We start from the raw sequence: 24,111 nt of genomic DNA, 5'->3' as shown, positions 1-24,111 counted from the left end.
GGCCGCCACCGATGGCGGCCGCGGTCGGCGGCTCCGCACTACCCCGGCAGGACGGTGAAGTCGAACCGGCTGATCTCGTCGAAGCCGCACTGGCCGTCCTCACCGTACGAATACCCCGAGGTGAAGAAGTAGCCCGTGCCCGCCTTGGCACTCTTGGCGATCTTGATGCGCATCGCGGCGTCCGCGTACTCGCCCGGCTTGAGGGTGCCCAGGGTGGCGAAGTCGTAGTTGTCGTCCCACTCCGCGCCGTCGCCCTCGATGGGCTTCCACGCGCCGGTCTGCGGGTTGAACCACTCGACCGTGACGGCGAGTTCGGAGACGTCGTCGATCTCCGGGTCGGCGGTACCGAGGGAGAGATCGAGGTCGGTCTCCATCACCGTGACCGTGGAGACGTTGTTCACGCGATAGGTGAACTCGTGCCACCCGGAACCGGCGACGATCTCGCTCGGGAGGCCGCGCAGCTCCGTCTTCCCTCGTTCCTCGTCGGGAATGCCGGAACAGAAGTCCGGGCGGGTGTATGTCGGAGACGGCGTGGCGGACGGCTCGCTGGTGGCCGACACGGAGAGAGTACCGCTGTCCGCGGTCGTTCCTCCCCACGCGTGCGCGACAGGAGAAGCGAGCAGTACGGCGGAGCCGAAAGCGGCGACGGTAGCGGCGGCCGACAGAGCACGACGTAACTTCATGGATCCCTTTCGTGGGAGTGAACTGGGCGCTTAAATGACCCACCGGCCCATCAGCAGGTTGCGCTGCCCAGGGAGCCGCCCCTGTGATCTCCCTCATAACGCGTGCGGCGAAGCCCACGTCATCCGTGACCTCGGCATCGTCTTGCGATGACTCGCTAAGCTTGGCGTTCAACGTCGGGCGGTCACATGGCGTCTGAGTGTCCGAGGCGGGTTCCGCAAGACCGGAGCAAAGGATCAGGGGACTCTCATGGCGCTGTTCGGAAACGCGCACACTGTCGACCCGGCGAACGCACAGCGGGACTACGCGCGGTTGATGGGGCAGGGAGAGCAGGTGTATGCCGCGTACCTGCTGATACGCGACACCATCCTGTTCACCGACCGTCGCCTCATCATGGTCGACAAGCAGGGGATCACCGGCAAGAAGGTGGAGTACCACTCCGTCCCGTACCGGAGCATCACGCACTTCTCGGTCGAGACGGCCGGCCACTTCGATCTCGACGCCGAGCTCAAGATCTGGATCTCGGGGACACCCACACCGATCGAGAAGACCTTCACCAAGGGCGTCGACATCTACGAAGTCCAGGCCATCCTCACGCAGTTCGTGGCGCGGTAGGAGGCCACCTCCCGGCCGGGGCGAACTCGCACCAGACGATCTTCCCCGGGTCCCGTTCGGCCACGCCCCACTTGTCCGCCACCGACGACACGAGCAGCAGTCCGCGCCCCGACTCCCCCTCGGACCATTCGACGCGCGGCTCCCCGTCGCCGCTGTCGTGGACCTCCACGCGGAGCGCTCCGTCGCCGTACGGGAACAGGCGCAGGTGAAAGCCCCGGCCCGGGGGTACGCCGTGCAGAAGGGCGTTCGTGGCGAGTTCGCTGACGCACAGCAGGACGTCGTCGCACGTTTCCTTCCGTACGCCCCAGTCCTCCAGCGCCGCCCTCGTGAACTCCCTTGCCGCCGGGATCGACTGGCGTTCCCGCCGGTAGAAGCGTTCGCGGGGAGCGGGTGAGGTTTCGTTGTTCACGGGACCAGCATCACGCTCTGTGGTCATCATGGAGCAGTGAGTGGATCCGTACGGATTTCTTGTACGGGTTCGCTGGCGTGAACCTACGTGCCGTGGCGGGGAGTTGGAGCGCATGAACTCCAGGAAGCGTTCTCGCAAGAACGCGTCAGCGATGAAGATGGTCGGTGCGCAGCTGGGTGTGCTGAGACGGGCAGCTGGTTTCACCCAGCGCACGCTGGCCGAGCGTGCGCTGGTGGATGAGGAGACCATCGCGTCGATCGAGCAGGGTCGACGGCCGCTGAAGGAGGACTTCGCGGAGCTGCTGGATCGAGTCCTCGACAGCAAGGGGGTGTTGTCGGCCGCACTGGATCACATGCCTGAGGTGGATCTGTTTCCTCGGTGGGCTGAGGAGTTCATCGATCTGGAGCGGGAGTCACTTGCGCTGTCCTCGTACGAGAACCAGGTCCTACCTGGGCTGCTTCAGACTGAGGCATACGCCCGCGCGGTCCTCCGCAACAAAGTCCCAACCCTCTGTGAGGATGACATCGAGCAGCGTGTCGCGGCACGCATCGAGCGCAAGGAGATCCTGCACCGCAAGGATCCGCCGACTGCCAGCTTCATCATTTCCGAGTCGGTCCTGATGGACCGACTCGGCGGAGACGAGGTGTACGTCGATCAATTGCGCCGCATCCTCGTATGGGCCGGTCTGCCGGGTGTCACCCTCCAAGTCATGCCGACGGGGCGCGAATTCCATGCCGGGCTCGATGGGCCGTTCGTCCTCATCGAGACCCACGACCACCAGCGCGTCGCCTACGTCGAAGGCCAGCGCCAAGGCTGGCTGATCGTCGAGCCCGACGAGGTGTCCATCCTGGAGCGCAAGTATGCGATGCTGCGGACACAGGCGCTCAATCCGCAGGAGACCAAGTGCCTGTTGGACCGTTTGCTAGGAGAGCGATGAGCACCGGACTGCAGTGGTTCAAGTCCAGCTACAGCGGCAGCGAGGGCGGCAACTGCATCGAAGTAGCCTGCACCTGGCGCAAGTCCAGCTACAGCAGCGAGCAGGGCGGCGCGTGCATCGAAGTAGCCACCCACCCCTCAGCCATCCACATCCGCGACTCCAAGAACCCCGACGGCCCGACCTTCACCGTCGCCCCCGCCACCTGGACGTCGTTCCTCACGCTGACCCGCGACTGACAGCGACAGCGTCACCGCGATCGACGCGGCGGCCATCACCACCATCGCCGCGCCCGGCGACGTCAGTTGGGCCACCGCCCCGGCGAGCCCCGCACTCACCCCCTGCGTCGTGAGCATCCCGGCGGAGTGCAACCCCAGGGCGTGACCGCTGAGTTCAGCGGGAGTCAGTGAGATCAACCGTTCCTGCTGGACCAGGCTCGCGCCGAAGCCGACGGAGGCTACAGCGACGGCGACCGCCGCCACAGGCGTCCCCGGCCGCAGAGCGAACACCAGGTACGGAGCGGCCAGGAGCAGCAGCAACGGGATGCCGAACCGAGGCCGCGCCCGGGGCGGGAGGACGCGGCCGACCGTCACGTCCCCGACGAACATCCCCAGCGCCGCGCAGGCGAAGAGCAGGCCCGCGTGGTCGGGGGCGTACGGGACGTACAGCGACTCGCAGCCGACGATCAGTCCGTTCGGGATCCAGAGGAGCAGGTAGACGTTCCGGCGGGGCGCGTACGACCACAGGCGCGCGTTCGTACGCCAGGTCTCGGCCACGGAGGGGCGACCGGACGCGCGGGGTGCCCGGCGGGTCAGGCCGAGGCGGGCCGCGAACGCCGCCGCGAGGTACAGCGCGGCGGCCGTGAGCAGCGTGCCGCGCGGGGACAGGACCGTCACGAGGACGCCGCCCGTCGCGTATCCGGTGATCTGCGTGAGCCCGTTCGCCATGTTGAAGACCGAACGGCCCAGCAGATAGCCGTCCTTGGGCAGGATCTCGTTCAGCAGGCCCCAGCGGACTCCCCCGCCCAGGGAGGCCACCAGGCCCAGCAGCAGGATCAGGGCGAAGGTCGCCCACAGGGGCACGGGCGTCGCCAGAATCGCCGTACCCGCCGCGAAGGCCAGGGCGATGCCCGTGATCGTCGCCCGGGGCGGCAGCCGGTCGGCCGCCGACAGGAGCGTGGTCGCGCCCAGGACCTGGGCCAGGGACGGTCCGAACATACTCAGCGCCGAGAGCAGGGGCGAGTCGGTGGCCGCGTACACCAAGGTGCCCAAGGCCAGACCGCTCATCGTCTGAGCCGCCACCTGGACCAGGGAGGCCAGGAACAACGGCGTGAACTCCGGTGTGCGGAACAGTGATCGGTAGGAGCGCATGGGCGGAGTCTCGAAGTGTCCTCGCCCCGGCCGTTAATGTTTCGCACGGGGGCGAAACCATGGGACGGCGAGCGACGGACAAGCCAGGCGGGCAGGCGGGCGGACATGGGCTGGTGGCAGGTCAACGCCGACACCCTCGCCGGGAGCCGCTTCGTGCTGTCCCCGCTCGCCGAGACCTTCGCCGGTCTCAAGATGCTGCACGCGGGGACGGCCGCCCACCCGGGCGAGCGTGCCTGGCTCGACGTCCATCTGGGTGACTACAGACGGCGGTTGGCCGCCGATCCGGTCACCGCCGCCCTCGTGGCGGCCGGACTCGGGAAGGAGTGGATCGCCGACTTCCTCACGCCGACCCCGACCGGCCTGCCGGTCGAACCCGAGGACGGCGGCGCCCAGTTCACGACGGAGGTCGCCCGCGTACGGGAGGCGTCTCCCCAAGCCGCCCGCGCTCACCTCACCGTCGCCGTGCGCGGCTCCCTCCCGACGATCCTCCAGGGCCGCGAGGACCTGCCCGCCCGCGCCGCCGACCTGCTGGAGTACGTGTGGACCGAAGCCGTACGCCCCTACTGGGCCCGGCGGCGACGCGTACTCGAAGCCGATGTCGTCGCCCGCACCGTCCAGTTGAGCCAGGGCGGCTGGGCCGCCGCCCTCGACGCCCTGCGGCCGGGCATGCGCTGGCTCGGCGAGAACCGGCTCCAGGTCAACCTGCACGAGTACCCGCCGCGCGAGATCTCCGGCGCCGAACTCTTCTTCGTGCCGGTCACGCCCCAGCGGCACGGCTGGGTCAGCTGGGAGGAGCCGCACCGGTACGCGGTCGTCTACCCGTGCTCGGGCGTGCTGGCCGGGGCGGAACCGACCGCCGCGCCCGAGAGCCTCAACCGGCTGCTCGGGCCCGCTCGGGCGGGCGTACTCGCGCTGCTCGGCTCCCCCTTGAGCACGAGCCAGTTGGTGGCCGTGACCGGGCAGGGGCTCGGTTCCGTCGGCCGTCACTTGAAGGTCCTGCTCGACGCCGGGCTCGTCCAGCGGCGGCGGGCGGGACGGTCAGTGCTCTACTCCCGGACGCCCGCCGGCGAAGTGCTCGTCAAATCCGCGGCGCCCCCGTCACCGACATCACCAACGAGTACAACGACGTCGTGGCCGTGATGAACATCCGGTTGTTCTTCGGGCCGCCGAACGCGATGTTGGACACCGTCTCCGGGATCAGCAGGCGCCCGATGAGGGTGCCGTCGGGCGCGTAGCAGTGCACGCCGTCGTCGAGGGCGGCCACCCACAGACGGCCCTCGTCGTCGAAGCGGATGTTGTCGTAGTGGACGCCTTCCTTGCCCTCGGCGAACACCTTGCCGGACGACAGCGAGCCGTCGTCGCGTACCTCGTGGACGGAGACACGGGCGGCGCGGGAGTCGGAGACGTACAACCGCCGTTCGTCGGGCGAGAAGACGACACCGTTCGGTCCCTCGAAGCCCCCCGCGGCGATGCGGATCTCCCCCGTCACCGGGTCCAGCCGGTACACGTTGCAGGCCCCGATCTCGCTCTCCGCCCGGTGTCCCTCGTAGTCGCTGACGATCCCGAAGTCGGGGTCGGAGAACCAGATGGTGCCGTCGGAGCGTACGACGGCGTCGTTCGGGCTGTTGAGCCGCTTGCCGTCGTAACGGTCGGCCAGCACCGTCACCCGCCCGTCGTGCTCCGTGCGCGTCACCCGCCGGTTGCCCTGCTCGCAGGAGATCAGGCGCCCCTGACGGTCCACGGTGTTGCCGTTGCTGTTGCCGGCCGGTGCGCGGAAGACGCCCACCGTGCCCGTCGCCTCGTCCCAGCGCATGAGCCGGTCGTTGGGGATGTCGCTCCAGATCACCTGGCGCCAGGCGGGGACGTACAGCGGGCCCTCGGCCCAGCGGCAGCCCTCGTACAGGCGCTCCAGGTGCCGGTCCCCGAGGGTGCAGCGCCCGGTGCGGAACCGGTCGTCGAGTGTCTCGTAGATCCCATTCACCGTGGTCACGCCGGTGACTTTACCCAGCGCGGTTAGCATCCGGGCATGACCACTGACGAATCTTCTGTATCCGTGTTCGACGTCGACATCGATGCCCTCCAGGGCGGCTCCGCCGACCTCGGGCAGTACCAGGGCAAGCCCGTGCTCATTGTGAACGTGGCCTCCAAGTGCGGGCTCACGCCGCAGTACGCGGGCCTGGAGCGGCTGCACGAGCGGTACGCCGCGCAGGGCTTCAGCGTGCTCGGAGTGCCGTGCAACCAGTTCCTGGGCCAGGAGCCCGGCACATCCGAGGAGATCGCGGAGTTCTGCTCGGCGACGTACGGCGTGACCTTCCCGATGACCGAGAAGATCGAGGTCAACGGGGAGGGGCGGCACGCGCTGTACGAGCGGCTCGTGCCGGCCGAGGACGCCGAGGGGCACAGCGGCGACATCCGCTGGAACTTCGAGAAGTTCCTGATCGGCCGGGACGGCAAGGTCGCCGCCCGCTTCTCCCCGCAGACCGAGCCGGAGTCCGCCGAGGTCGTCGCCGCGGTGGAGAAGGCCATCGGCTGACTCCGTACCGGCCGTTGAAGTCACTCGGTGGTGCGTGCGTGCGTCACTCGGTGGTGCGTGCGTCACCCGGCGGTGAGCCGGGTGCCTCGCGTGCCTCGCGGAGTTCCTCGGGGCACCCCGTGCCCCGGGGCAGCTGGTAGCGCGCCGCCAGGCGGTAGGTGCCGGCCTTCGGGGCCAGCAGCTCCGTCCACTGGTCACCCTTGGCGTCCTTCTCCGCCTGCATCAGACAGCCGTTGAGGTTCTCGTACGTCTTCGGCAGGTCGTCGTTCTCCCGCCGCTTGGACTCCTCGGTCTCCTGGGGCGGGGTGACGCTCTTGCCCTCGGCGTCGACGAGGCCGAGCCACGGCGAGTACGGGATGCGGATCAGGACCGTGCCCGCCCGCTTCACCTTGATCGTCAGTTCGTCCTGTTCGGCGCTCTTTACGGTGGCGGGCGGGTCGGCGAGCGGAGTGGGGTCGGTGACCTGGAAGAGCTGCCAGTTGGCGTCGCCCCACACCTGCTTGAGGTAGGGCTGGCCACGCTGCACGAGCTCGCGTTCGCGCTCCCCACCGTCCCCGTCGGGATCGTCCTTGGGCAGGACGACGTAGTGGACGGCCCAGCGCTGGAGCCACTCGTGGTAGTTCGCGGAGTTCAGGGTGTCGTCGTAGAAGATCGGGTTGCGCTCCATGTCCGCCTGCCGGTTCCAGCCGCGGGCGAGGTTCACGTACGGCGCGAGCGCGGACGCCTCGCGGTGGGAGCGAGCCGGTACGACCTCCACACGGCCCTTCTCGGCGCCCTGCACCTGGAGCTGGTTGACCAGCGGGGCAAGCTCGCGCGCCCAGGACGCCGCGGGGGTGCCGTGCACGACGTCGTCCACCGCCTTGTAGCCGATCCACGCGACGAATCCGGTGAACGCGACGACGGCCGCGTACCACTTGCGCGAGCGCGGCTCCGTGAACGGCAGCGCGGCGATCAGCGTGACGCCCGCGAAGAGCATCGCCAGACGGGTGATGTTGGAACCGATCTGCGAGCTGACCAGCCAGACGAGGAGGACGGAGATGCCGTACACGACGGCCGTGATGCGGACCGTCTTCCACTCCTTGGGCACGAGGAAGTAGGTGAAGCCCGAGAACAGCAGGGGCAGCACGGTCGAACCGAAGATCATCGGCTGCGTACCGGAGAACGGGAACAGCCACGCGCAGAGACCCACCACGGCAGCGGGCGCGAGGCCCAGCGCATACGCGCCCGGCCGGCGCTTCTGCAGGAACAGCGCCACGGCGATCAGGCCCACGAAGAGCCCGGCGACCGGGGACGCGGCGGTCGCGAGCCCGGCCAGCGGGGCGGCGCACAGGGCTTTGGCCCAGCGCTTGTAACGCCACCGGTATGGCCAGCAGAACACGACCGCGGTCGCGCCCAGCGCGAAGACCGTGCCCAGTCCGAAGGTCACGCGGCCGGAGACGGCGTTGCACAACAGTGCGAACACCCCGGCGAGCACGGTCCATCGGACGTTCCGCACGGCCCGGCTGCGGAGGAGGATCATCGTGAGCAGGCCCGCGGAGACCGTCCCCGAGATCATCATCGTCGTCCGCACGCCGAGCACCGACATCAGGTACGGGGACACGACGCTGTACGACACCGGGTGCATACCGCCGTACCAGGCGAGGTTGTACGCCGAGTCCGGGTGCCGTCCGACGAACTCCGCCCACGCGTCCTGCGCCGCGAGGTCTCCGCCGCTGCTGGCGAACGTGAAGAACCAGATGACGTGCAGGGCACCGGAGAGCGCGGTGGCCAGGGTGATGGGGTGACGAAGGAAACGGGCGAAACGGGCGCCTGGGGCGTCGGGGGTGCCGGAGGTCTCGGGGCTCTCGAGGGTCCCGGTGCTGTCGGGGGTCTCGGGGCTCTCGGGGGTCTCGGGGCTCTCGAGGGTCTCGGGGGTCTCAGGCGTGGTCGTTTCGCGGCTCCCACCACGAGTCTCGTACGTCTCGCGGTCGTCGACCTGTTGACGCGCATGCGTCCCTATTCGCGAGCCGGCTTGTCGGCTCGGCTCGGCGTCGTCGGCATGCGTCGGCTCCGCTGTCGCCACGTGAAGGCACTCCCGATGTCCCGTTGTTCCACGCTCGGCCGGGTCGCTGCCGACGACCTGCCTCGATCCTCGCGACGCTAGCACGCACCCGGCCGGGGGTCGCCCGTATAAGGCTGCCCCTCGCCGGGTGCGGTCTCAGCTCATCCCGGTCGGTTCACCCGGGGTCAGGTCAGTTGACCCGGGTCAGGCCACCCGCGTCAGGTCACCCGGGTCAGCTTGGAGCCGTAGCCCGGTTCCGTGAGGTCCGACTGGAGCGCGACGGGAACCTCGACGGCGCCGCCCGTGCCGTCACCGACACTGAGCGATCCGACCTTCGTACCCGCCTTCGCCTCGTGCGGGATGGTCGTACCGCCCTCGCTCAGCTTCAGCTCGACCGACTGTCCGGCCCAGCCCACCGCGGAAACGTCCTTCGTGGCGACGACCGGGGTGTGACCGCCGAGCCCGTCGTCCACGTACCCGACGACATCGCCCTTCTTCAGGATCTTCCGCGAGGTCAGCGCCTCCTGGGCGGCGACCATCGCGGTCTTGCTGACCGCGTTGACGGTGTCGATGATCGGCGGCTGGTGCTGGCCGAGGATCGCGCCGACGACGGTGACGACCTCGCCGTCGACATCCTGGGTGGCGGCGAACAGCAGGTTTCCGCCCGCCTTCGTGGTGGAGCCGGTCTTGATGCCGATGGCGTTGTTGTACGGGACGAGGCGGTTGTAGTTCTGCCAGGTCTTGCCCGAGGGGTCCTTCCAGGTGGGCAGCTTGGTGATGTCCACCAGCGCCTTCATCCGGACGAGCTCGTTGCCGAGCTTCACCTGGTCCTCGGCGCTGGAGACGGTCGTCTCCTTCAGACCGGACGGATCGGTGTACGTCGTGTTCTTCATCCCGAGATCCTTGGCGGCGTCGTTCATCTTCTTGACGAACGCCTTCTCGGAACCGGCGTCCCAACGGGCCAGCAGTCGCGCGACGTTGTTCGCGGACGGAATCATGATGGCCGCCAGGGCCTGCTTCTCGGTGAGGGTGTCGCCCTCCTTGAGGGTGTTGAGCGTGGACTCGCCGTCCTTGTCGTACCCGCCCTCCGTCTCGGCCTTCGCGTCGACGGGGATGTTCTTGCCCTCATCGCCGGACTTCAGCGGGTGCTCCTTGAGGATCACGTACGCGGTCATGGCCTTGGCGACCGAGCCGATGGCGACGGGCTTCTGCTCGCCGAAGTTGTCGACCGTGCCGATGCCGTTGACGTCCATCCAGCCCTGGCCCTCGTCGGGCCACGGCAGGGAGACCTTGTCGCCCTCGAAGGCGTACGTCTTGTCGGCGGTCAAGGTGAGGGCGGGCGCCGGCAACGGGCGGACGGCCTGTGCGACTGCAAACACCACGGCCAGCAGCAGCACCAACGGCGTCCAGATCTTGACCCGGCGCACGATCGTCCGCACCGGGGTCTCCGGAGGCGGCGGCGTGTTCGTCAGCTCCGCCAGCAGGTCCAGCGGCGGCTTGGGCGGCAACGGCTGCTGGGCCGTCCGCTCGGGGCCGATCTGGGGGATGGCGGTGGTCTTCTCGGCGGACGGCGGGTCGGTGGGCCGCTCGGGGGGCAGAGCGGCCGGCTTCGACTTCGGCGGCGCCGGTTCGTCGAGCGGCTTGAGGGCTACGAATTTGCTGGTGCGCTCGGCTTCCCGCTCGGACGCCGGCTTCTTGGGCTTGTCCTCGGGCTTGTCCTCGGGCTCCCCGTCGGCCTTTTTGTCGGCCTTCTCGTCGGACTTCTCCTCGGCCTTTTTGTCCGCCTTCTCGTCCTGCTTGGCGTCGCCGCCCACCTTGAGCATGGTCGTCGGCTGGTCCACGGCGGGCGGGCGAGCCCGGAAGGTGGTGGTGGGCTGATCCACCGAGTCCTTGGAGTCCTCCTTGGAGTCCTCCTCCTCGGGCTCGCTCTCGGACTTGGGTCCGGTCTCGGACTCGGACTCGGGTTCGGTCTCGGGTTCGGTCTCGGGTTCGGTCTCGGACTCGGGTTCGGTCTCGGACTCGGTCTCGGTGTCCGAGGCATCTCCGCCGTCGGAGGCGAGCGCGGCTTCGCCGTCAGAGTCGGCGTCCGCCTTCGGCTCGTCCGTCTTCGACTCGACCGCATCCGACTCGACCGCATCCGTGTCGGCGCCACGGCCATCGGACGCGGGACTTTCACCCGAGGACTCGTCGCTGGGCTCCGCATCGGCAACGTCGGCCGGCTCGGCATCGGCAGTGGCCGGCGCCTGGTCTTCGTCGTCGGCGACACCGGCGTCGCCGGAGGCGTCGTCTGCGATGTCGTCCGCCGTGATGTCCTCCGCCGTGCCGTCGGCGGGACCGTCATCCTCCGCGTCGGCGTCGGAGTCGGCGTCATCCTCGGCGTCGGCCGAAGACGATACGTCGGACGTCTCCGCGTCCTCCTCACCATCAGTGGCAGCGTCGCCCTCGGCATCGGCGTCGACCTCGCCCCGCGACTCACCGTCACCGTCGAGGTCGTCGTCACCGTCCGAGCCGGCGTCACCCGACGAGCCGTCAGCCACCGCACCCGAGTCCGCGCCCTCGGACTCCTCGGACTCCTCGGACTTATCGGACTTCTCGGACTCCTCGGTGTCCGCCACCGCGACCCAAGCCGCCACAGCCTCCCTGAGCCGTGCATCACCCGCCTGAGCCTCGGTCACCCCGGACTCCGAAGCGCCCTCGCCCTCGGCCCCCGAAGGAGGCGTGTCCGAGGCATCCGAATCCGAAGCCCCGACCCGCTCCGCGACTCCTCGCGTGGAGAACACCGCCGTAGCCGTGTCCACCCGCACGACCGCCACGGCCTCCTGGGCGACCGCGAGGCGCGGATCGGCACCCGTCACGGAACGGGAACCGGCACCCGGAACCGGAGCCGGGCTCCCCGACGTCGGTTCTACCGACGACTCGTGCTGCTTCGACCTGTCGGGGGACTCGCCCGCCACCGATGCCTCCTCAATGCGCCACTCACCGTGCGCCCAACCGAACCATGAACCCTTGAAGAGCCGCCAGCAGCGCCGGGACGCACTGTCCGAACCATGTACCAGTGTCCTGTGTGCGGGCTTACCCTCCGGCGTAGACGAGAACGACATACCTACTGGTTCCACTACGAACCGGTCACGCACTCTCGACAGACCATTGTGAGAGGGGTCACCCTGTCATTCATCCACGCGGGGAGGCATGGATGGGCAGGAGCCGCAGAACAATTCCGGAGGAGCTTCTGCTGCTGGCGCTGGACCCGGCCACGGGTACCACCGCACAGCCGCAGTCGCTCGACCTCGGTCTGGCCGGAGCACAGCTAGTGGAGCTGGCGCTGGCCGGACGGATAGCCCCAGACGGGGATCGTATCGCCGTGGTCGTACCACGGCCGACTGGAGATCCGACTTTGGACTGCGCGTTGGAGTTGCTGCGAAGGCGTGGCGCTCCCGTGCGTGCGGTTCACTGGATCGGCGGGCCCCGATTGGGGCTGCGCCAGACGTATCTCTCGCATTTGGAGCGCTGCGGCATGGTTCACGCCGTCGCGGGCCAGATGTGCGGGGTGCTGCCGACGACTCGCTATCAGGCGACGGAAACGGCCATCAGCCGGGAAATCAGGTCCCGGCTGGACTCCGCTATCAGGACCGGTGTGCCACCGGACCCGCGGACGGCCGCTCTCGCCGCACTGGCGCACGCCGTGGGCCTGGGCAAGCACCTCTACCCGGGGAACGAGGGGCGCTCCTCGCGCTCCCGCCTCCGGGACCTGATCCGGCACGACCCCATGGGCGGCCTCGTGGCGCACGCCGTGATGGACGTCCAGAACGGTGTGGCTGCCCAGCCGCGCCGCAGCCCGGCACCGGCCGGCCGCCAGGCCGCTCCCGGAGCCAGGCCCGCACCGGAACCCGCTCGGGGTGTTCCGCTGCACCAGCACCACGGTTCCATGGCGCGCGCCGTGGCCCACTGAGCCGCTGAGCCGCTGGTCCTCGGACCACTGGCCCTCGGCACACACAGGCACGGCACGACCGCACCCAGCACGACACCCGCAACACCACCGCTCGGCACCAGGCACACGACCAGGCACTGGGTACCAGCACCACAACGCATCACGCACCACGCACATCCGTCAGCGCCGCACCGCAAGTCCCCAAGACCCGGTTCGGGAGCCGCTGGACCGCGCGGGGCAGCGGGCCGTACGTCCGGACGACGACACGGCCCGCCGCCCCGCGCGGCCGTATGTAGACCCCCACATCCCGAACTCGGCGCGAGTACCCGCGCATATCCGCCGTTTCCCAGCGGTAGCAAGCATCTTGGTGGCAATCTGCTCAACAGCAGATACGCAAAGTACAGGCAGCGCGCAGCCGGAGGTGCACGTCTCGTGGCGTCCAATGTCAATCCCACCGTCAGGCGACGCCGGCTGGGCCAGGAGCTGCGTCGGCTCCGAGAGCTCAAGGGCATGACGGCCGAAGAGGTCGCCGAGCGCCTGCTGGTCTCGCAGTCGAAGATCAGCCGCCTCGAGAACGGCCGTCGCAGCATCAGCCAGCGCGACGTACGCGATCTGTGCGGCGTCTACGAGGTCGAGGACCACCGCATCGTCGAGTCACTGATGCAGATGGCGAAGGACTCCCGCCAGCAGGGCTGGTGGCACTCCTTCGGCGACATCCCGTACAGCGTCTACATCGGCCTGGAGACGGACGCGGCGAGCTTGCGCGTGTACGACCCGCTCGTCGTCCCGGGACTGCTGCAGACCCGTTCGTACGCGGAGGCTCTGATCACGGGCGCACTGCCCGAGGCGGCCCCCGGCGACATCGACAAGCGCGTCCAGGTACGGCTGCGCCGACAGGAACGTATCTCCGACCAGGAGGCTCCTCTGCGCCTGTGGGCCGTCCTGGACGAGGCCGCGCTGCGTCGGGCAGTCGGCAACGAGCAGGTGATGATCCAGCAGTTGGAGCATCTCACCGAGATGTCCCAGTTGCCGCATGTGACGGTGCAGGTGATCCCCTTCACGATGGGGGCCCATCCGGGAGTGAGCGGGCAGTACGCGATCCTCGAGTTCCCGGATGCCGCCGATTCGAGCGTGGTCTACATCGAAGGCGTCACCAGCGATCTGTATCTGGAGAAAGCAAACGACGTTCAGAAATACAGCGTCATGTACGAACATCTCCGGGCACAGGCACTGAATGCTGATCAATCCCGTGAATTCATCGCAAATATCGCGAAGGACTATGCGCGGTGAAGTAGCCGGCGCGGGAAGGTGGCGCACAGTACACCTTCAGCGCGTCACAGCGGAAGACCCTTCCGGTATATGCCACCCGGTCGAGTGAATAGTTGCTTCGTTCAGCGATGTTGGCGAGTAGCGTCGATCACGCCAAGCAGCAACAACCTTGGCGGAAACCGCACGAGCAACTCAGCACAGCAACTGGCTACCGGAGCGAACATGGCAATCAAGCAGGGCGCTACGACTGCGTGGACGAAGTCCTCGTACTCCCAAGGAAACGGCGCATGTGTCGAGGTCAAGTCCCCCCTTCTGTCCGCACTGGCCGTCCGGGACTCCAAGGATCCTGAGGGTCCCACCCTGGCATTCCCCGCGGACGCCTGGAACGCCTTCGTGGCAGAGGTGCGCCAAGAGGCCGTCTGATCTTGGCCCATGCCTCGATCAACAACTTCACAAGCACCTTGGCAGTACTTTGGCAGCACCTTGGAATGAGCCCTCTCGACTGGCCCGCCGTCCCGGCCGAGGGGGCTCGGCCTTGAAGTCCCTCTCCAGAGCGCCTCTCCAGACCCTCTCCCAGAACCCCTCTCAGAACCCCCGCCCCGGGCCCGGTATCGCGTCGGTCAGCGGAGACGGTCGACGTAGCGGTCCGTTCCCGGCACCGTCGGGATGAACGGGGCCACCAACTCGACCCTCCCCCAGCCTCCTTCCGCCACCTGCTCGTCCAGCCCCGAGAAGTACTCCTCCCAGCACTCCCGCGGATCCGTCTCCAGGAACCACAGCAACGTCAGCCGCGTATCGACTCCTTCGACCTGCTTCACGTACGACATGCGGTCGCTGGGAAGCGGTGTCGGGCGGAAGATCGTGACCATCGCGGAAGGGGAGCCCGCGAGCCGCTTCGGGAGATGGCGGAAGCGGAGCCACTCCAGCAACTCGGCTCGCTTTTCAGGGGTTTCCGCGTCGATCACCTGCAGGACGAGACCCGAATACGGGTGATCCAGGGCATGGAAGTCCCGCGGCCCTGACGCGCCGTCCCGGTACACGGTGGCCTCGTGGTCCTGGAAAGCTGTGAAGACATGGGTGCGTTCCTGGAAGACGCGTCCGTCACGGTTGAGCCGCTTGTTGATCCCGACGGTCCACCTCATGTGCTCGTCGTAGCGACCGGAGGTCAGCCAGTAGACCGTGATGTAACAGCCGTCCGTGACCGGCTGGGCAATCGCCGACTCGCCCGGGTAGCGCAGAAGTTGGAGGTCTCGCGTGGCCACCCAGCGGCGCCCCGCGTACATCCAGGGCATGGCCATCGCGCCCGCGATGAAGTGATCGTCCTCATACCATCTGTGGTAGGCGCGTTCATACCCCCGGTGAGGTTCGACCATCGTGATCAGCGCATGACCGACCTCTACTCCGTAGGGTCCGACCGACGCCAGTTTGCCGTACAGATCCGTATAGGTCTCTTCGCGTCCGGCGTCTCGCATGCGCGCTCTCCACCTCTCCCGGGTTTCCCTCAAAGTTGTTTCTGACGCTACGTCAGATACGCCGTGACGGGAATGGGCGTGCGACGAGTCGCCCGAGTGGGCGATCTGCACTCAATGCACCGAAATACCCACTGGAAGTAACTACGTTCAGGGGTGCATCGCACCACTTCGGGAGGGCACATGACCACGTTCGGCGCCACAGCAGCGGAAGGGGTCGATGCGGTGTCCTGGGACGGAGTGACGATCCCGGAGCGCGTACGCAACTCGACTTCGGTCGCGCTTGCGGTTGGCGGCTCCCTGCGCGCCTACGTTCCCCAGCGGCCCGGCTGTTACCTGCGCACCTCTCGTGACCGCCAAGGCGACGAGAAAAGCATCGGCCTTCAACTCGACGACGCCGGGGCGAAGCTCACCGCTCTGGGCTGGGCACCATTCGCCGAGGTCTACCGGGAGAACGACACCAGTGCCTTCAGGAAGAAGCGGACGGTACGGGCAGACGGCTCAGCCGACTGGGTCGTCGTCCGCCCCGAGTTCAGGCGCATGCTCGGCGACCTCCTCTCGGGGCGAATCGACGGGGTCGTCTTCTACGACACCGATCGGCTGGCCCGCCAGCCAAGGGATCTCGAAGACCTGATCGATGTCATCGAGTACACCAAGCGCCCCGCGGTGGGCGTCACCGGCGACCTCAATCTCATCTCCGACGCGGACAGGCACATGGCACGAATCCTGTGCATCATGGCGCTCAAGTCGTCGCAGGACACATCGCGACGCGTCGCGCGAAACCATCTGGCGGACGCGGCGGCAGGTGAACTCACCGGCAGGACACCCTACGCATGGAACCCGGACGGTACCCTCCGGCCCGACCGTGCACGTGTGGCCCGGCACATCTTCGAGCAGTTCACGGAAGGCGTCTCCATCACGGGTATCGCCCGTGAACTCAACCGCGACAAGATTCCCTCACCGCGAGGCGGGAAGTGGGCTCAACCGACCGTTAAGGCGATCCTGACCAACCCTCGCTATTGCGGATTCGTCTCTTACCAAGGGAAGCACCGCACCGAGAACCAGCGTCAGCGTGACGGCTGGGGGCGCGTGCTCATCGGCCAGGACGGCCTGCCCGTGGTCGGCAAGTGGGATCCGGTCATCCCCCGGAAGCTGTGGGCGGACACACAGCTCGAACTGGACCACCGCAGGGTGCTCAGCACAGAGAAGGGAATCCTCCGCAATCCTGACGGCGTCAACCACCGCAAGTACCTGTTCACGGGATACTTGCGGTGCGGGATCTGCAGAGCCCCGATGAGCGCCAAGCGGGTCGCGCAACGGGGGCACGTCATCTACTACTGCCCGGGCCGAGCCCGCAACGCCTGCGGCAAAGTCAGCCGGCGCGCGGAGCCGGTGGATGAGCATCTGGAGAAACTGGTCGCCGAGTGGGTGCGCGGGCGGGCGGCACCGAACCTCAGCGACGGCACCACAGCCCCCGAGGAGCTGCAGGACACGCAAGCCCGGATCTCGGCGATCCGCACCCGCAAGGGCAACCTTGTCACCGCATGGGCCACAGGGGGCGAATCCGTCTCCGATCTGCGTCCGGGCGACTACTACCAGATGATCTCCACCATGAACGCCGAACTCGACCTTCTGGAGCGGAAAGCCGCTGAGCACGCGGTAGCCGCAAACGCCACTCGGTATCGCGACTACGCAGCCGAGTGGAGCAATGGCGGCTTCGAGCAGCGCCGCGCGCTGATCGGCGAGATCTTCACGGCCATCCACGTCATGCCGTCCGGCAAGGGGCGGGCTCCGTTCAACCCGGCTCACATCTGCCCCGTCTACGCGAACTGAGTCACACAGGTGCGTCACTGGCCTTCTCCGCCGGGCACCCATACTCTGACGCCTCGTCAGATATAACGCCTGAGCCCAGGAGGTCTCCGATGTCACTGCTCGTGGGCAAGACCGTCGTCGTCTCCGGTGTCGGTGCCGGGCTCGGTCACCAGGTCGCGGCGGCGGTCGTGCGCGACGGGGGCGAGGCCGTGCTCGGTGCGCGCACGGAGGCGAATCTCGCCAAGGCCGCGGCCGAACTCGACCCCGACGGCGCGCACACGGCGTACCGGGCCACGGACATCACCGACGAGGGACAGTGCGAGGCACTCGCCGCGCTGGCCCGGGAGCGGTTCGGGCGGATCGACGCCGTCGTCCATGTCGCCGCATGGGACAGCTACTTCGGCGGCCTGGAGGATGCGGATTTCGCCACCTGGCAGTCCGTCATCGAGGTCAATCTGCTCGGCACGCTGCGGATGACGCGTGCCTGCCTGCCCGCACTGAAGGAGCGCGGCGGGTCGGTCGTCATCATCGGTACACAGTCGTCGGTGGCCGCTCCCACGCAGGTGCGGCAGGCGGCGTACGCGGCCTCGAAGGGCGCGCTGACGAGCGCGATGTACTCACTGGCAAGGGAGTTGGGGCCGCACCGGATACGGGTCAACTCCGTTCTGCCGGGCTGGATGTGGGGCCCGCCCGTGGAGGCCTTTGTCCAATTCTCGGCGCATACGGAGGGCGTACCGGAGGCAGAGATTCTGGAGAGGCTCACCAGCCGGATGGCCCTGCCCGAGCTGGCCACCGACGGGGACGTGGCGGACGCCGCCGTGTTCCTGGCGTCCGATCGGGCGCGGGCGATCACCGGGCAGTCATTGCTGGTGAACGCGGGTGAGTTGATGCGCTAGGGCACATCTCGAGACCGCTCGAGCCGTCTCGAGCAACCACGCCGATCGGTCATGGATGTGAACAGAGGTCATCGAGGCGAACATTTTTACTTCCCCTTGACCGTACCAGCTGTTGTCGCCGCCATCCCGTCGAACCCACGATGAGCGGGCACTTCGCGGCTGCATCGGCCTGCTCTGGGCCGCTCTTGCCTGCGCTGGCGAAGTGTCGTGCACGTCAGCGCAGTTCACAAGGCGGACTCCGGGAGGGCGCATATGAACGGTCTGGACTGGGCCGTGCTCATCGGCTACTTCGGCGTGATGGTCGCGATCGGTATCTGGTCCCACAAACGTGTGGACAACGTTTCCGACTTCTTCACCGCGGGCGGAAAGATGCCGTGGTGGCTCTCCGGCATCTCGCACCACATGTCCGGCTACAGCGCGGTGATGTTCACCGGATACGCGGGCATCGCCTACACCTACGGCGTGACGTCCTTCGTGACCTGGTCCTTCCCGATCGCGCTGGGCATCGCCATCGGGTCGAAACTGTTCGCGCCGCGCATCAACCGGCTGCGCTCACGGCTGCATGTGGCGTCCCCGCTCGAGTATCTGAAGAGCCGTTACAACCTGCAGACCCAACAGGCCCTCGCCTGGTCCGGCATGCTGCTGAAGATCGTGGACGTGGGAGCGAAGTGGGCCGCGATCGCCACGCTGCTCTCCGTCTTCACCGGTGTCTCGCTCAACCAGGGCATCCTCATCACCGGTGGCATCACGGCCGTCTACTGCACCATCGGCGGTCTGTGGGCGGACGCGCTGACCGAACTGGGCCAGTTCGTCATCCAGTTGCTGGCCGGTGTCGCGATGTTCGTCGCCGTCGTGATGAAGCTCGGCGACTACGGCGGCTTCTTCGGCGTATGGGACCGGCCCGAACTCCAGGGGCACGGCGAGCCGTTGGTCGGTCCGTACGGAACGATCTTCCTGCTCGCCTTCCTGTTCATCAAGCTCTTCGAGTACAACGGCGGCATGCTCAACCAGGCCCAGCGCTACATGGCCACCGCCACCCCCTACGAGGCGGAGCGCTCGGCCCGGCTCTCGGCGATCCTCTGGCTGGTGTGGCCGGTGGTCCTGTTCTTCCCCATGTGGATGTCACCGCTGCTGGTGGAATCGCAGAAGCCCGACGGCTCGGACTCCTACGGCCTGATGACCGAACAGCTGCTGCCGCACGGTCTGCTGGGCCTGGTCATCGTCGGCTTCTTCTCCCACACCATGGCCATGTGCTCCTCCGACGCCAACGCGATCGCAGCCGTGTTCACCCGGGACTGCGCGCCCGTGATCTGGCGCAGGGCGCGGGCGTGGAGCGAGGGGCAGGGTCTGCGCGTCGCCCGCATCACGACCGTCGTCTTCCTCGGCCTGTCCATGGCGGCGGCCACGCAGGTCAACTCCCCCGCCTTCAAGGACATCATCACCGTCGTGATCAAGTGGGTCGCCGGTCTCATGGGTCCGATGGCCATCCCGATGATGCTCGGCCTGCTGCGCCCGTTCCGCCGGTCCGGACCGACCGCCGCGCTCACCAGCTGGGCCTCGGGCCTGTTCGCCTTCTGGCTGGTCAACTATCCGATCCACTGGAGCATCGACGGCGGCGTCCCGCTCGAGTACCAGGTGTCGATCCCGCTGGCCGTCTCTCTGGTCCTGTACATCCTCATCGGCTTCCTGAAGCCGGAGGACACCCCGGAGCGGCTCGCGATCATCGAACAGATCAACACGGACGGGGACGGAGCGGCCGCGGCGGCGATTCCGACTCCTGCGGGTCCGGTGGAGGACGCGGTGGGCTCCCGGGTCAAGGACTGACCGCTCCTCAAGCCCGCGGGTAGTGCTCCTCAAGCCCGCGGGTACCGTGTCAGCCACCCCGGTGAGGAGCCGCCCGGGCCGTGCAGGGCGGGGCCCTGGGTCATCTCCATCGCGAAGTCGTCGGCTAGGACGAGCATCGTGGGACGGCCCTCCAGTTCGGCCAGCCAGGCCGGCGGGAGGGCCGTCTCGCCGTGCAGGGCACCGAGCAGGGCACCGGTGAGCGCGCCGGCGGCGCCCGACGGGCCGCCGTGGTTCACCGCCAGGCACAGTCCCTGACGGACGTCCTCACCGACCAGCGCGCAGTACACGGCGACCGACAGCAGCCCGTCCGCCGTCCCGGCCCCGGCCAGCTCCTCGACCCGGGACGGCGTCGGCATCCCGCGTCGTACGGCCCCCAGTGCGTACTGCAGCGCGTCCGCCACGGGCTGCTGCCCCGGCCGCGCGGCAAGCAGTTGGAGCGAGCGCTGCACGGCGGCGTCGAGGCTCTCCCCGCGGGCGAGCCCGTGCACGATCACGGCGTACGCACCCGCCGCCAGGTAGGCCGTGGGGTGGCCGTGGGTCTGCGCCGCGCACTCGACGGCGAGCTGCATCACCAGCTGTGGCTCCCAGCCCACGAGCAGCCCGAAGGGCGCGGAGCGGGCCGCGGCCTCGACGCCCCGCTCGTCCGGGTTCTTGGGCGCGTCCAGCGTGCCCATCGTCTCGTCGGCGAGGCCGATCAGGCAGGCGCGGGCGGGGTCGCGGCGCGCGTACATCCACTCCTCGAGGGCCAGCCACCCGTCTTCCTTGCGGCGCTCGTCCGGCCCCCAGTCGTGCTGTGTGGCGGACCACCGCCGATACGCGCGGTGCAGATCGGTCGGCGGATGCCAGGCGCCCGTGTCCCGGCGCACCTGGGCGCGTATGAGCCCGTCGAACGTGAAGAGCGTGAGCTGGGTCAGATGCGAGATGGCGCCGCGTCTGCCGTGCCCGAAGGTCATGTCGATGAGCCCCTCGGCGCCGTGCGTCTCGCGGATCTCGTCCATGGAGAGGCCGCCGACCGGCGAGCCCAGCGCGTCCCCGACGGCCGCACCGAGCAGCGTGCCCCGCACCCGGCTACGGAAGTCCTGTTGTTCGGCACGGCCCCAGACGGCACCGGACGTCGCACCCACTGAGGCCTCCTCCGATCCCGATCCGGATCCCGATCCCGTCTCCCACACCGCCGTCAGTCCAGCACTGTAATCGACCGGGAACAGCCGGTTGACTGCCGGAACGGTGTGCGAAAAGTGGGGCCACTGATCATTTTTTGTGTGGGCGGGGTGTTCCGGCGCCGAACCTCACGCCGTGGCCGGGGGCCGTGCGGTGTCACGTGCCGCGGTGATCCGGGCCAGGAGCGGGGCAAGGCTCCCCTGGGCGGTGCCGGGGGCGCGGAGGAGTGTGTCGAGCACGGCGGCGGCCCGGTCGAGGCCGGCTCCGTCCCAGGACGTGGACGCGGACGCGGGCGTGGGCGTGGACGTGGATTGGGACTCGGGCTCGGACCCGTACCCGGGCCCGGAGTCGGGCTCGGGCTCGGGCTCGGACTCCACGAGTGCGAGGCAGCGGTTGAGATCCTCCGACGCCTCTTCGTAGAGCCCCATGCGCAGCAGCAGCGTGCCCCGGAAGCCGCGCGCCAACGCGAAGTCGGGGTTCAGTTCGAGCGCCCGGTCCAGCTCGGCCCGAGCCTCGTCGAACCGGTCCAGGGCGTCCAGCGCTCTGCCGCGCCAGGTGAGGATCAACGCGTCGTCGGACCGCAGGCTCCTGGCCCAGTCAGTGTCGGCCAACGCCTTTTCCGGGGCGCCCAGTTCGAGGTGGACGACGGCCCGTTGGCACAGCGCCCAGGGATACGCCCGGTTGAGCGCCACGGCACGGTCCAGGTCTTCCAGTGCCGCTCCGTGACGGCCCATTGCGCGCCGGCAGACACCTCGGCTCGCGTAGGCCGAAGCGTACTCACTGTTGAGCTCGATGGCCCGGTCGTAGTCGGCCAGGGCCAGCTCGTAGCGGCCCGCGACGCGGAGGACGTCCCCACGCTCGCAGGCACCCCATGCCCAGTCGGGCTGAAGGGTGAGGGCCCGGTCGAGGTCGGCCATCTGCCGTGCCGGCTGTCTGAGCGCACGCCACACCCGGGCCCGCCGGGCGAGCGCCCACACGTAGTCCGGATTGAGCTCCAGCGCACGGTCCAGGTCGGCGACCGCCGCGTCGAGTTCACCCCGGCTGAGGCGGGTCGCGCCCCGGGAGGCCCAGGCGAAGTCACGCGTCGGGTCCAGGCGGATGGCACGGTCCAGGTCCTCGATCGCCTCCTCGTAGCGCTGCTGGATGCGTCGGTACTCGCCCCGCATGGCGTAGCCACGGGCGTCGTCCGGAGCCAGGGCGAGGGCCCGGTCCAGGTCCTCGACGGCCGCGTCGTTGTCGCCCATCCCGCCTCGGGCCAAGGCACGGCTGCGGTACGCCCGCGCCAGCCCGGGGTCCAGCGCGACGGCGCGGTCGTACTCGGCCAGCGCCTCCTCGTACGCACCGCCGTGCCGCAGCGCGCTGCCTCGTACCGCGTGGGCGAGCGCCTGGGCCGGCTCGTCGAACCCCGCCCGGCGCAGCAGCAGCCCGAGCGCGTCGGCCGACCCGCCGTCGGCGAGCGCCTGAGACAGCTCGCTCCCCCAGCGGGCCGCGTCCTGTGCGTCGGCGTCCCGCCCCGCGTCCACCAGGGCCTGTGCCCACCGCGCGGCGGCGGCATCACCCACGTTGCCGACGGCGTCGACGAAGTCGCGCAGCATCGCGGGCAACGCGGTCCGCGCCCCCGCACACAGCAGGTGGTACGACTCCGCCAGCCGCAGCTCCCGCCACCTTTCGTCCGCCCACAGCTCCTCGGCGTCCCGGCCGCCCTCGGTGTCCCGGGCATCCTCGGTGTCCCGGGCGCCCTCGGCCTCCGTCCGCCACTGTGCGAAGACCTCGGCCAACCGCCGGTGCCGCTCCTCCCACCCCCGGGGCGACCGCAGCCGCTGCAGGCGCAGCATCGGCGCCCGTACGACATCGTGGTACTGCAGCCGATCCCCACGATCGCTGACGAACGGCAACGCCCGGAGCCAGGTGAACAGCCCTTCGGCCTCCTCCTCCGCGCACTCCACGGCCGCCCGGAACACATCGGCGTCCAGCCGCCGGGGCAACGCACAGGCCAGGGCCGCGGCACGGCGTACCGGATCCTGCTCCCACTTCAGAAAGCGCTCGACGGCGGTCGCGCTCGGGTCGCCCACGCCATCGGGATCGGTCGGCCGTGCCTGCGCCAGGGTCGACACCAGCACCGGCAGCCCGCCGGTCAGCCGCAGCACCTCCTCGACGACCGGCTCCGCCACCACCCCCTTGTCCGCGAGCAGGCCCCGCGCCTCGGACTCCGTGAAGGGCGACAGCGGTACGTCCGTCACGAAGTCGGCGAGGCCGCCCCAGCGGGCCGTGTCGAAGGGGGGCCGGCCGGCCGTGACGACCACCACGTTCGCCGGGAGGTCACCGTGCCGGTCCGTGGTCATCACGTCGTGCAGCCAGCCGTCGAGGAAGGGGCCGGTCCGCTCGTACGTGTCGAAGAACAGAACGATCCAGGGGACCTCGGCACAGACCTCGGTCAGCTCTTTGAGCAGCACCGGCGTCAGCACCCGCTCGGGCGCCAGGACGAGCTGCACGTCCTCCGCGTTGCCCAGGCGCGCGCTGATCAACGCCCGCAACCGGTCGGCGCCCTGGGCGAGTTGAGCCGGGTCGATCGCTCCGGCGAACGCGCCGACGCCGGGCACCAGACCGAGACCCACCAGGCCCGCCCGCGCCACGGTCATGCTTCCGGCGGACGGCGTGGGTGACGCGGACTGCGCCTCGGGCCCCGGCTCGGGGTCCAGCATCGCCACGGCCGCGGACTCCGCCGCGTGCCGCCGCTCGCGATGCGCGGCCAGCATCCGGTCGAGTTCCTTGAACCGGTGGCCCTGACGGGCGAACTGGGTGCTCAGCGCCGCCATCGCCTCCGGCACGCTCCCGACGGCCTCGTCGACGTACACGGTGAGCGCTCCGCGTTCCTGGGCGATCTGTTCCAACTGCCGTACGAGGAAGGTCTTTCCGACTCCGGCGTTGCCGTGCACGTGGAACAGGAACCGGTGCCGTTCGTCCTCCGGCGCCAGATCGAAGTTCGCCCGGAACGCCGCGCGCTCGGCAACCCGGCCGACGAAACCTTGCCGCCTGCGCTCCCTGATCAGCTGCTGCATCGACGGCCGCGCGCGCCCCATCCGTCCGTCCCCTCCATCACTTCTCGGCCACACCGAGGCCAAGTCTCGCCGAACTCGCGTGAAAACGC

20 protein-coding genes are annotated in these 24,111 nt (G+C 68.8%); 11 read left to right on the top strand and 9 right to left on the bottom strand.

What is annotated here, in order from left to right:
• Positions 1–38 precede the first annotated feature (38 nt).
• On the bottom strand, positions 39–683 hold the full coding sequence (locus tag FGD71_RS21100; RefSeq protein ID WP_140935919.1) for a hypothetical protein: 645 nt from the start codon (positions 681–683) through the stop codon (positions 39–41).
• 247 nt (positions 684–930) lie between these two features.
• Here FGD71_RS21100 and FGD71_RS21095 point away from each other — a divergent pair, with 247 nt between their 5' ends.
• The gene (locus tag FGD71_RS21095) at positions 931–1,296 is read left to right on the top strand and encodes a PH domain-containing protein (RefSeq protein ID WP_119102043.1); all 366 of its coding nucleotides are present in this window, start codon (positions 931–933) and stop codon (positions 1,294–1,296) included.
• On the opposite strand, the gene FGD71_RS21090 is transcribed toward FGD71_RS21095, so the two are convergent.
• Positions 1,274–1,705 (bottom strand): ATP-binding protein, encoded by a 432-nt coding sequence (locus FGD71_RS21090; RefSeq protein WP_240436694.1) that lies wholly within the window; start codon positions 1,703–1,705, stop codon positions 1,274–1,276. The two genes, FGD71_RS21095 and FGD71_RS21090, sit on opposite strands and share 23 nt — an antisense overlap.
• Before the next feature lie 112 nt (positions 1,706–1,817).
• Here FGD71_RS21090 and FGD71_RS21085 point away from each other — a divergent pair, with 112 nt between their 5' ends.
• Positions 1,818–2,642, top strand: a complete 825-nt coding sequence (locus FGD71_RS21085; RefSeq protein ID WP_119102042.1) for a helix-turn-helix domain-containing protein — start codon at positions 1,818–1,820, stop codon at positions 2,640–2,642.
• Complete coding sequence (locus FGD71_RS21080; RefSeq protein WP_119102041.1) at positions 2,639–2,878, top strand: DUF397 domain-containing protein; 240 nt, start codon at positions 2,639–2,641, stop codon at positions 2,876–2,878. Before FGD71_RS21085 ends, FGD71_RS21080 begins: the two co-directional genes overlap by 4 nt.
• Here the strand turns inward: FGD71_RS21080 and FGD71_RS21075 are convergent.
• Positions 2,780–4,009 (bottom strand): MFS transporter, encoded by a 1,230-nt coding sequence (locus tag FGD71_RS21075; protein ID WP_119102040.1) that lies wholly within the window; start codon positions 4,007–4,009, stop codon positions 2,780–2,782. The genes FGD71_RS21080 and FGD71_RS21075 overlap by 99 nt on opposite strands.
• A gap of 105 nt (positions 4,010–4,114) precedes the next feature.
• Here FGD71_RS21075 and FGD71_RS21070 point away from each other — a divergent pair, with 105 nt between their 5' ends.
• Positions 4,115–5,149 carry an ArsR/SmtB family transcription factor gene (locus tag FGD71_RS21070; protein WP_119102039.1) on the top strand — a complete coding sequence of 345 codons (1,035 nt, stop codon included), beginning with the start codon at positions 4,115–4,117 and terminating at the stop codon, positions 5,147–5,149.
• On the opposite strand, the gene FGD71_RS21065 is transcribed toward FGD71_RS21070, so the two are convergent.
• A complete protein-coding gene (locus FGD71_RS21065; protein ID WP_420878328.1) occupies positions 5,088–5,999 on the bottom strand; it encodes an SMP-30/gluconolactonase/LRE family protein in 912 nt (303 codons plus the stop codon). The two genes, FGD71_RS21070 and FGD71_RS21065, sit on opposite strands and share 62 nt — an antisense overlap.
• A gap of 36 nt (positions 6,000–6,035) precedes the next feature.
• Between FGD71_RS21065 and FGD71_RS21060 the strand changes: the two genes are divergently transcribed.
• Complete coding sequence (locus FGD71_RS21060; RefSeq protein WP_119102037.1) at positions 6,036–6,542, top strand: glutathione peroxidase; 507 nt, start codon at positions 6,036–6,038, stop codon at positions 6,540–6,542.
• A 43-nt stretch (positions 6,543–6,585) separates the two neighbouring features.
• Here the strand turns inward: FGD71_RS21060 and FGD71_RS21055 are convergent, their stop codons facing one another.
• Both FGD71_RS21055 and FGD71_RS21050 read right to left on the bottom strand, forming a co-directional pair.
• On the bottom strand, positions 6,586–8,604 hold the full coding sequence (locus FGD71_RS21055) for an MFS transporter (protein WP_119102036.1): 2,019 nt from the start codon (positions 8,602–8,604) through the stop codon (positions 6,586–6,588).
• A 197-nt stretch (positions 8,605–8,801) separates the two neighbouring features.
• Positions 8,802–11,537 (bottom strand): D-alanyl-D-alanine carboxypeptidase, encoded by a 2,736-nt coding sequence (locus FGD71_RS21050; RefSeq protein ID WP_162931184.1) that lies wholly within the window; start codon positions 11,535–11,537, stop codon positions 8,802–8,804.
• Positions 11,538–11,776: 239 nt separating this feature from the next.
• Between FGD71_RS21050 and FGD71_RS21045 the strand changes: the two genes are divergently transcribed.
• The 3 genes from FGD71_RS21045 (at position 11,777) to FGD71_RS21035 (ending at position 14,203) form a co-directional block, all read left to right on the top strand.
• Positions 11,777–12,532 carry a GOLPH3/VPS74 family protein gene (locus FGD71_RS21045; RefSeq protein ID WP_119102034.1) on the top strand — a complete coding sequence of 252 codons (756 nt, stop codon included), beginning with the start codon at positions 11,777–11,779 and terminating at the stop codon, positions 12,530–12,532.
• Between the two features lie 411 nt (positions 12,533–12,943).
• A complete protein-coding gene (locus FGD71_RS21040) occupies positions 12,944–13,801 on the top strand; it encodes a helix-turn-helix domain-containing protein (protein ID WP_119102033.1) in 858 nt (285 codons plus the stop codon).
• A gap of 201 nt (positions 13,802–14,002) precedes the next feature.
• Positions 14,003–14,203: a DUF397 domain-containing protein gene (locus tag FGD71_RS21035; protein WP_119102032.1), complete on the top strand. Its 201-nt coding sequence runs from the start codon at positions 14,003–14,005 to the stop codon at positions 14,201–14,203.
• Positions 14,204–14,400: 197 nt separating this feature from the next.
• On the opposite strand, the gene FGD71_RS21030 is transcribed toward FGD71_RS21035, so the two are convergent.
• Positions 14,401–15,252: a hypothetical protein gene (locus FGD71_RS21030; protein WP_119102031.1), complete on the bottom strand. Its 852-nt coding sequence runs from the start codon at positions 15,250–15,252 to the stop codon at positions 14,401–14,403.
• Between the two features lie 180 nt (positions 15,253–15,432).
• On the opposite strand from FGD71_RS21030, the gene FGD71_RS21025 reads away from it, so the two are divergent.
• The 3 genes from FGD71_RS21025 (at position 15,433) to FGD71_RS21015 (ending at position 19,781) form a co-directional block, all read left to right on the top strand.
• On the top strand, positions 15,433–17,082 hold the full coding sequence (locus tag FGD71_RS21025; RefSeq protein WP_119102030.1) for a recombinase family protein: 1,650 nt from the start codon (positions 15,433–15,435) through the stop codon (positions 17,080–17,082).
• Positions 17,083–17,171: 89 nt separating this feature from the next.
• Positions 17,172–17,957, top strand: a complete 786-nt coding sequence (locus tag FGD71_RS21020; protein WP_119102029.1) for an SDR family oxidoreductase — start codon at positions 17,172–17,174, stop codon at positions 17,955–17,957.
• Between the two features lie 252 nt (positions 17,958–18,209).
• On the top strand, positions 18,210–19,781 hold the full coding sequence (locus FGD71_RS21015) for a sodium:solute symporter family protein (RefSeq protein WP_119102028.1): 1,572 nt from the start codon (positions 18,210–18,212) through the stop codon (positions 19,779–19,781).
• A 29-nt stretch (positions 19,782–19,810) separates the two neighbouring features.
• Here FGD71_RS21015 and FGD71_RS21010 read toward each other — a convergent pair whose 3' ends face one another.
• Positions 19,811–20,926, bottom strand: coding sequence for an ADP-ribosylglycohydrolase family protein (locus tag FGD71_RS21010; RefSeq protein WP_119102027.1), 1,116 nt, complete (start codon positions 20,924–20,926; stop codon positions 19,811–19,813).
• A 165-nt stretch (positions 20,927–21,091) separates the two neighbouring features.
• Entirely contained in the window at positions 21,092–24,043 is a 2,952-nt protein-coding gene (locus FGD71_RS21005; RefSeq protein WP_162931183.1) for a tetratricopeptide repeat protein, read from the bottom strand.
• Between the last annotated feature and the right edge of the window lie 68 nt (positions 24,044–24,111).

Source organism: Streptomyces sporangiiformans (assembly GCF_005768555.2).
Lineage (GTDB): Bacteria > Actinomycetota > Actinomycetes > Streptomycetales > Streptomycetaceae > Streptomyces > Streptomyces sporangiiformans.
This window is presented reverse-complemented; position numbering and strand designations above follow the sequence as displayed.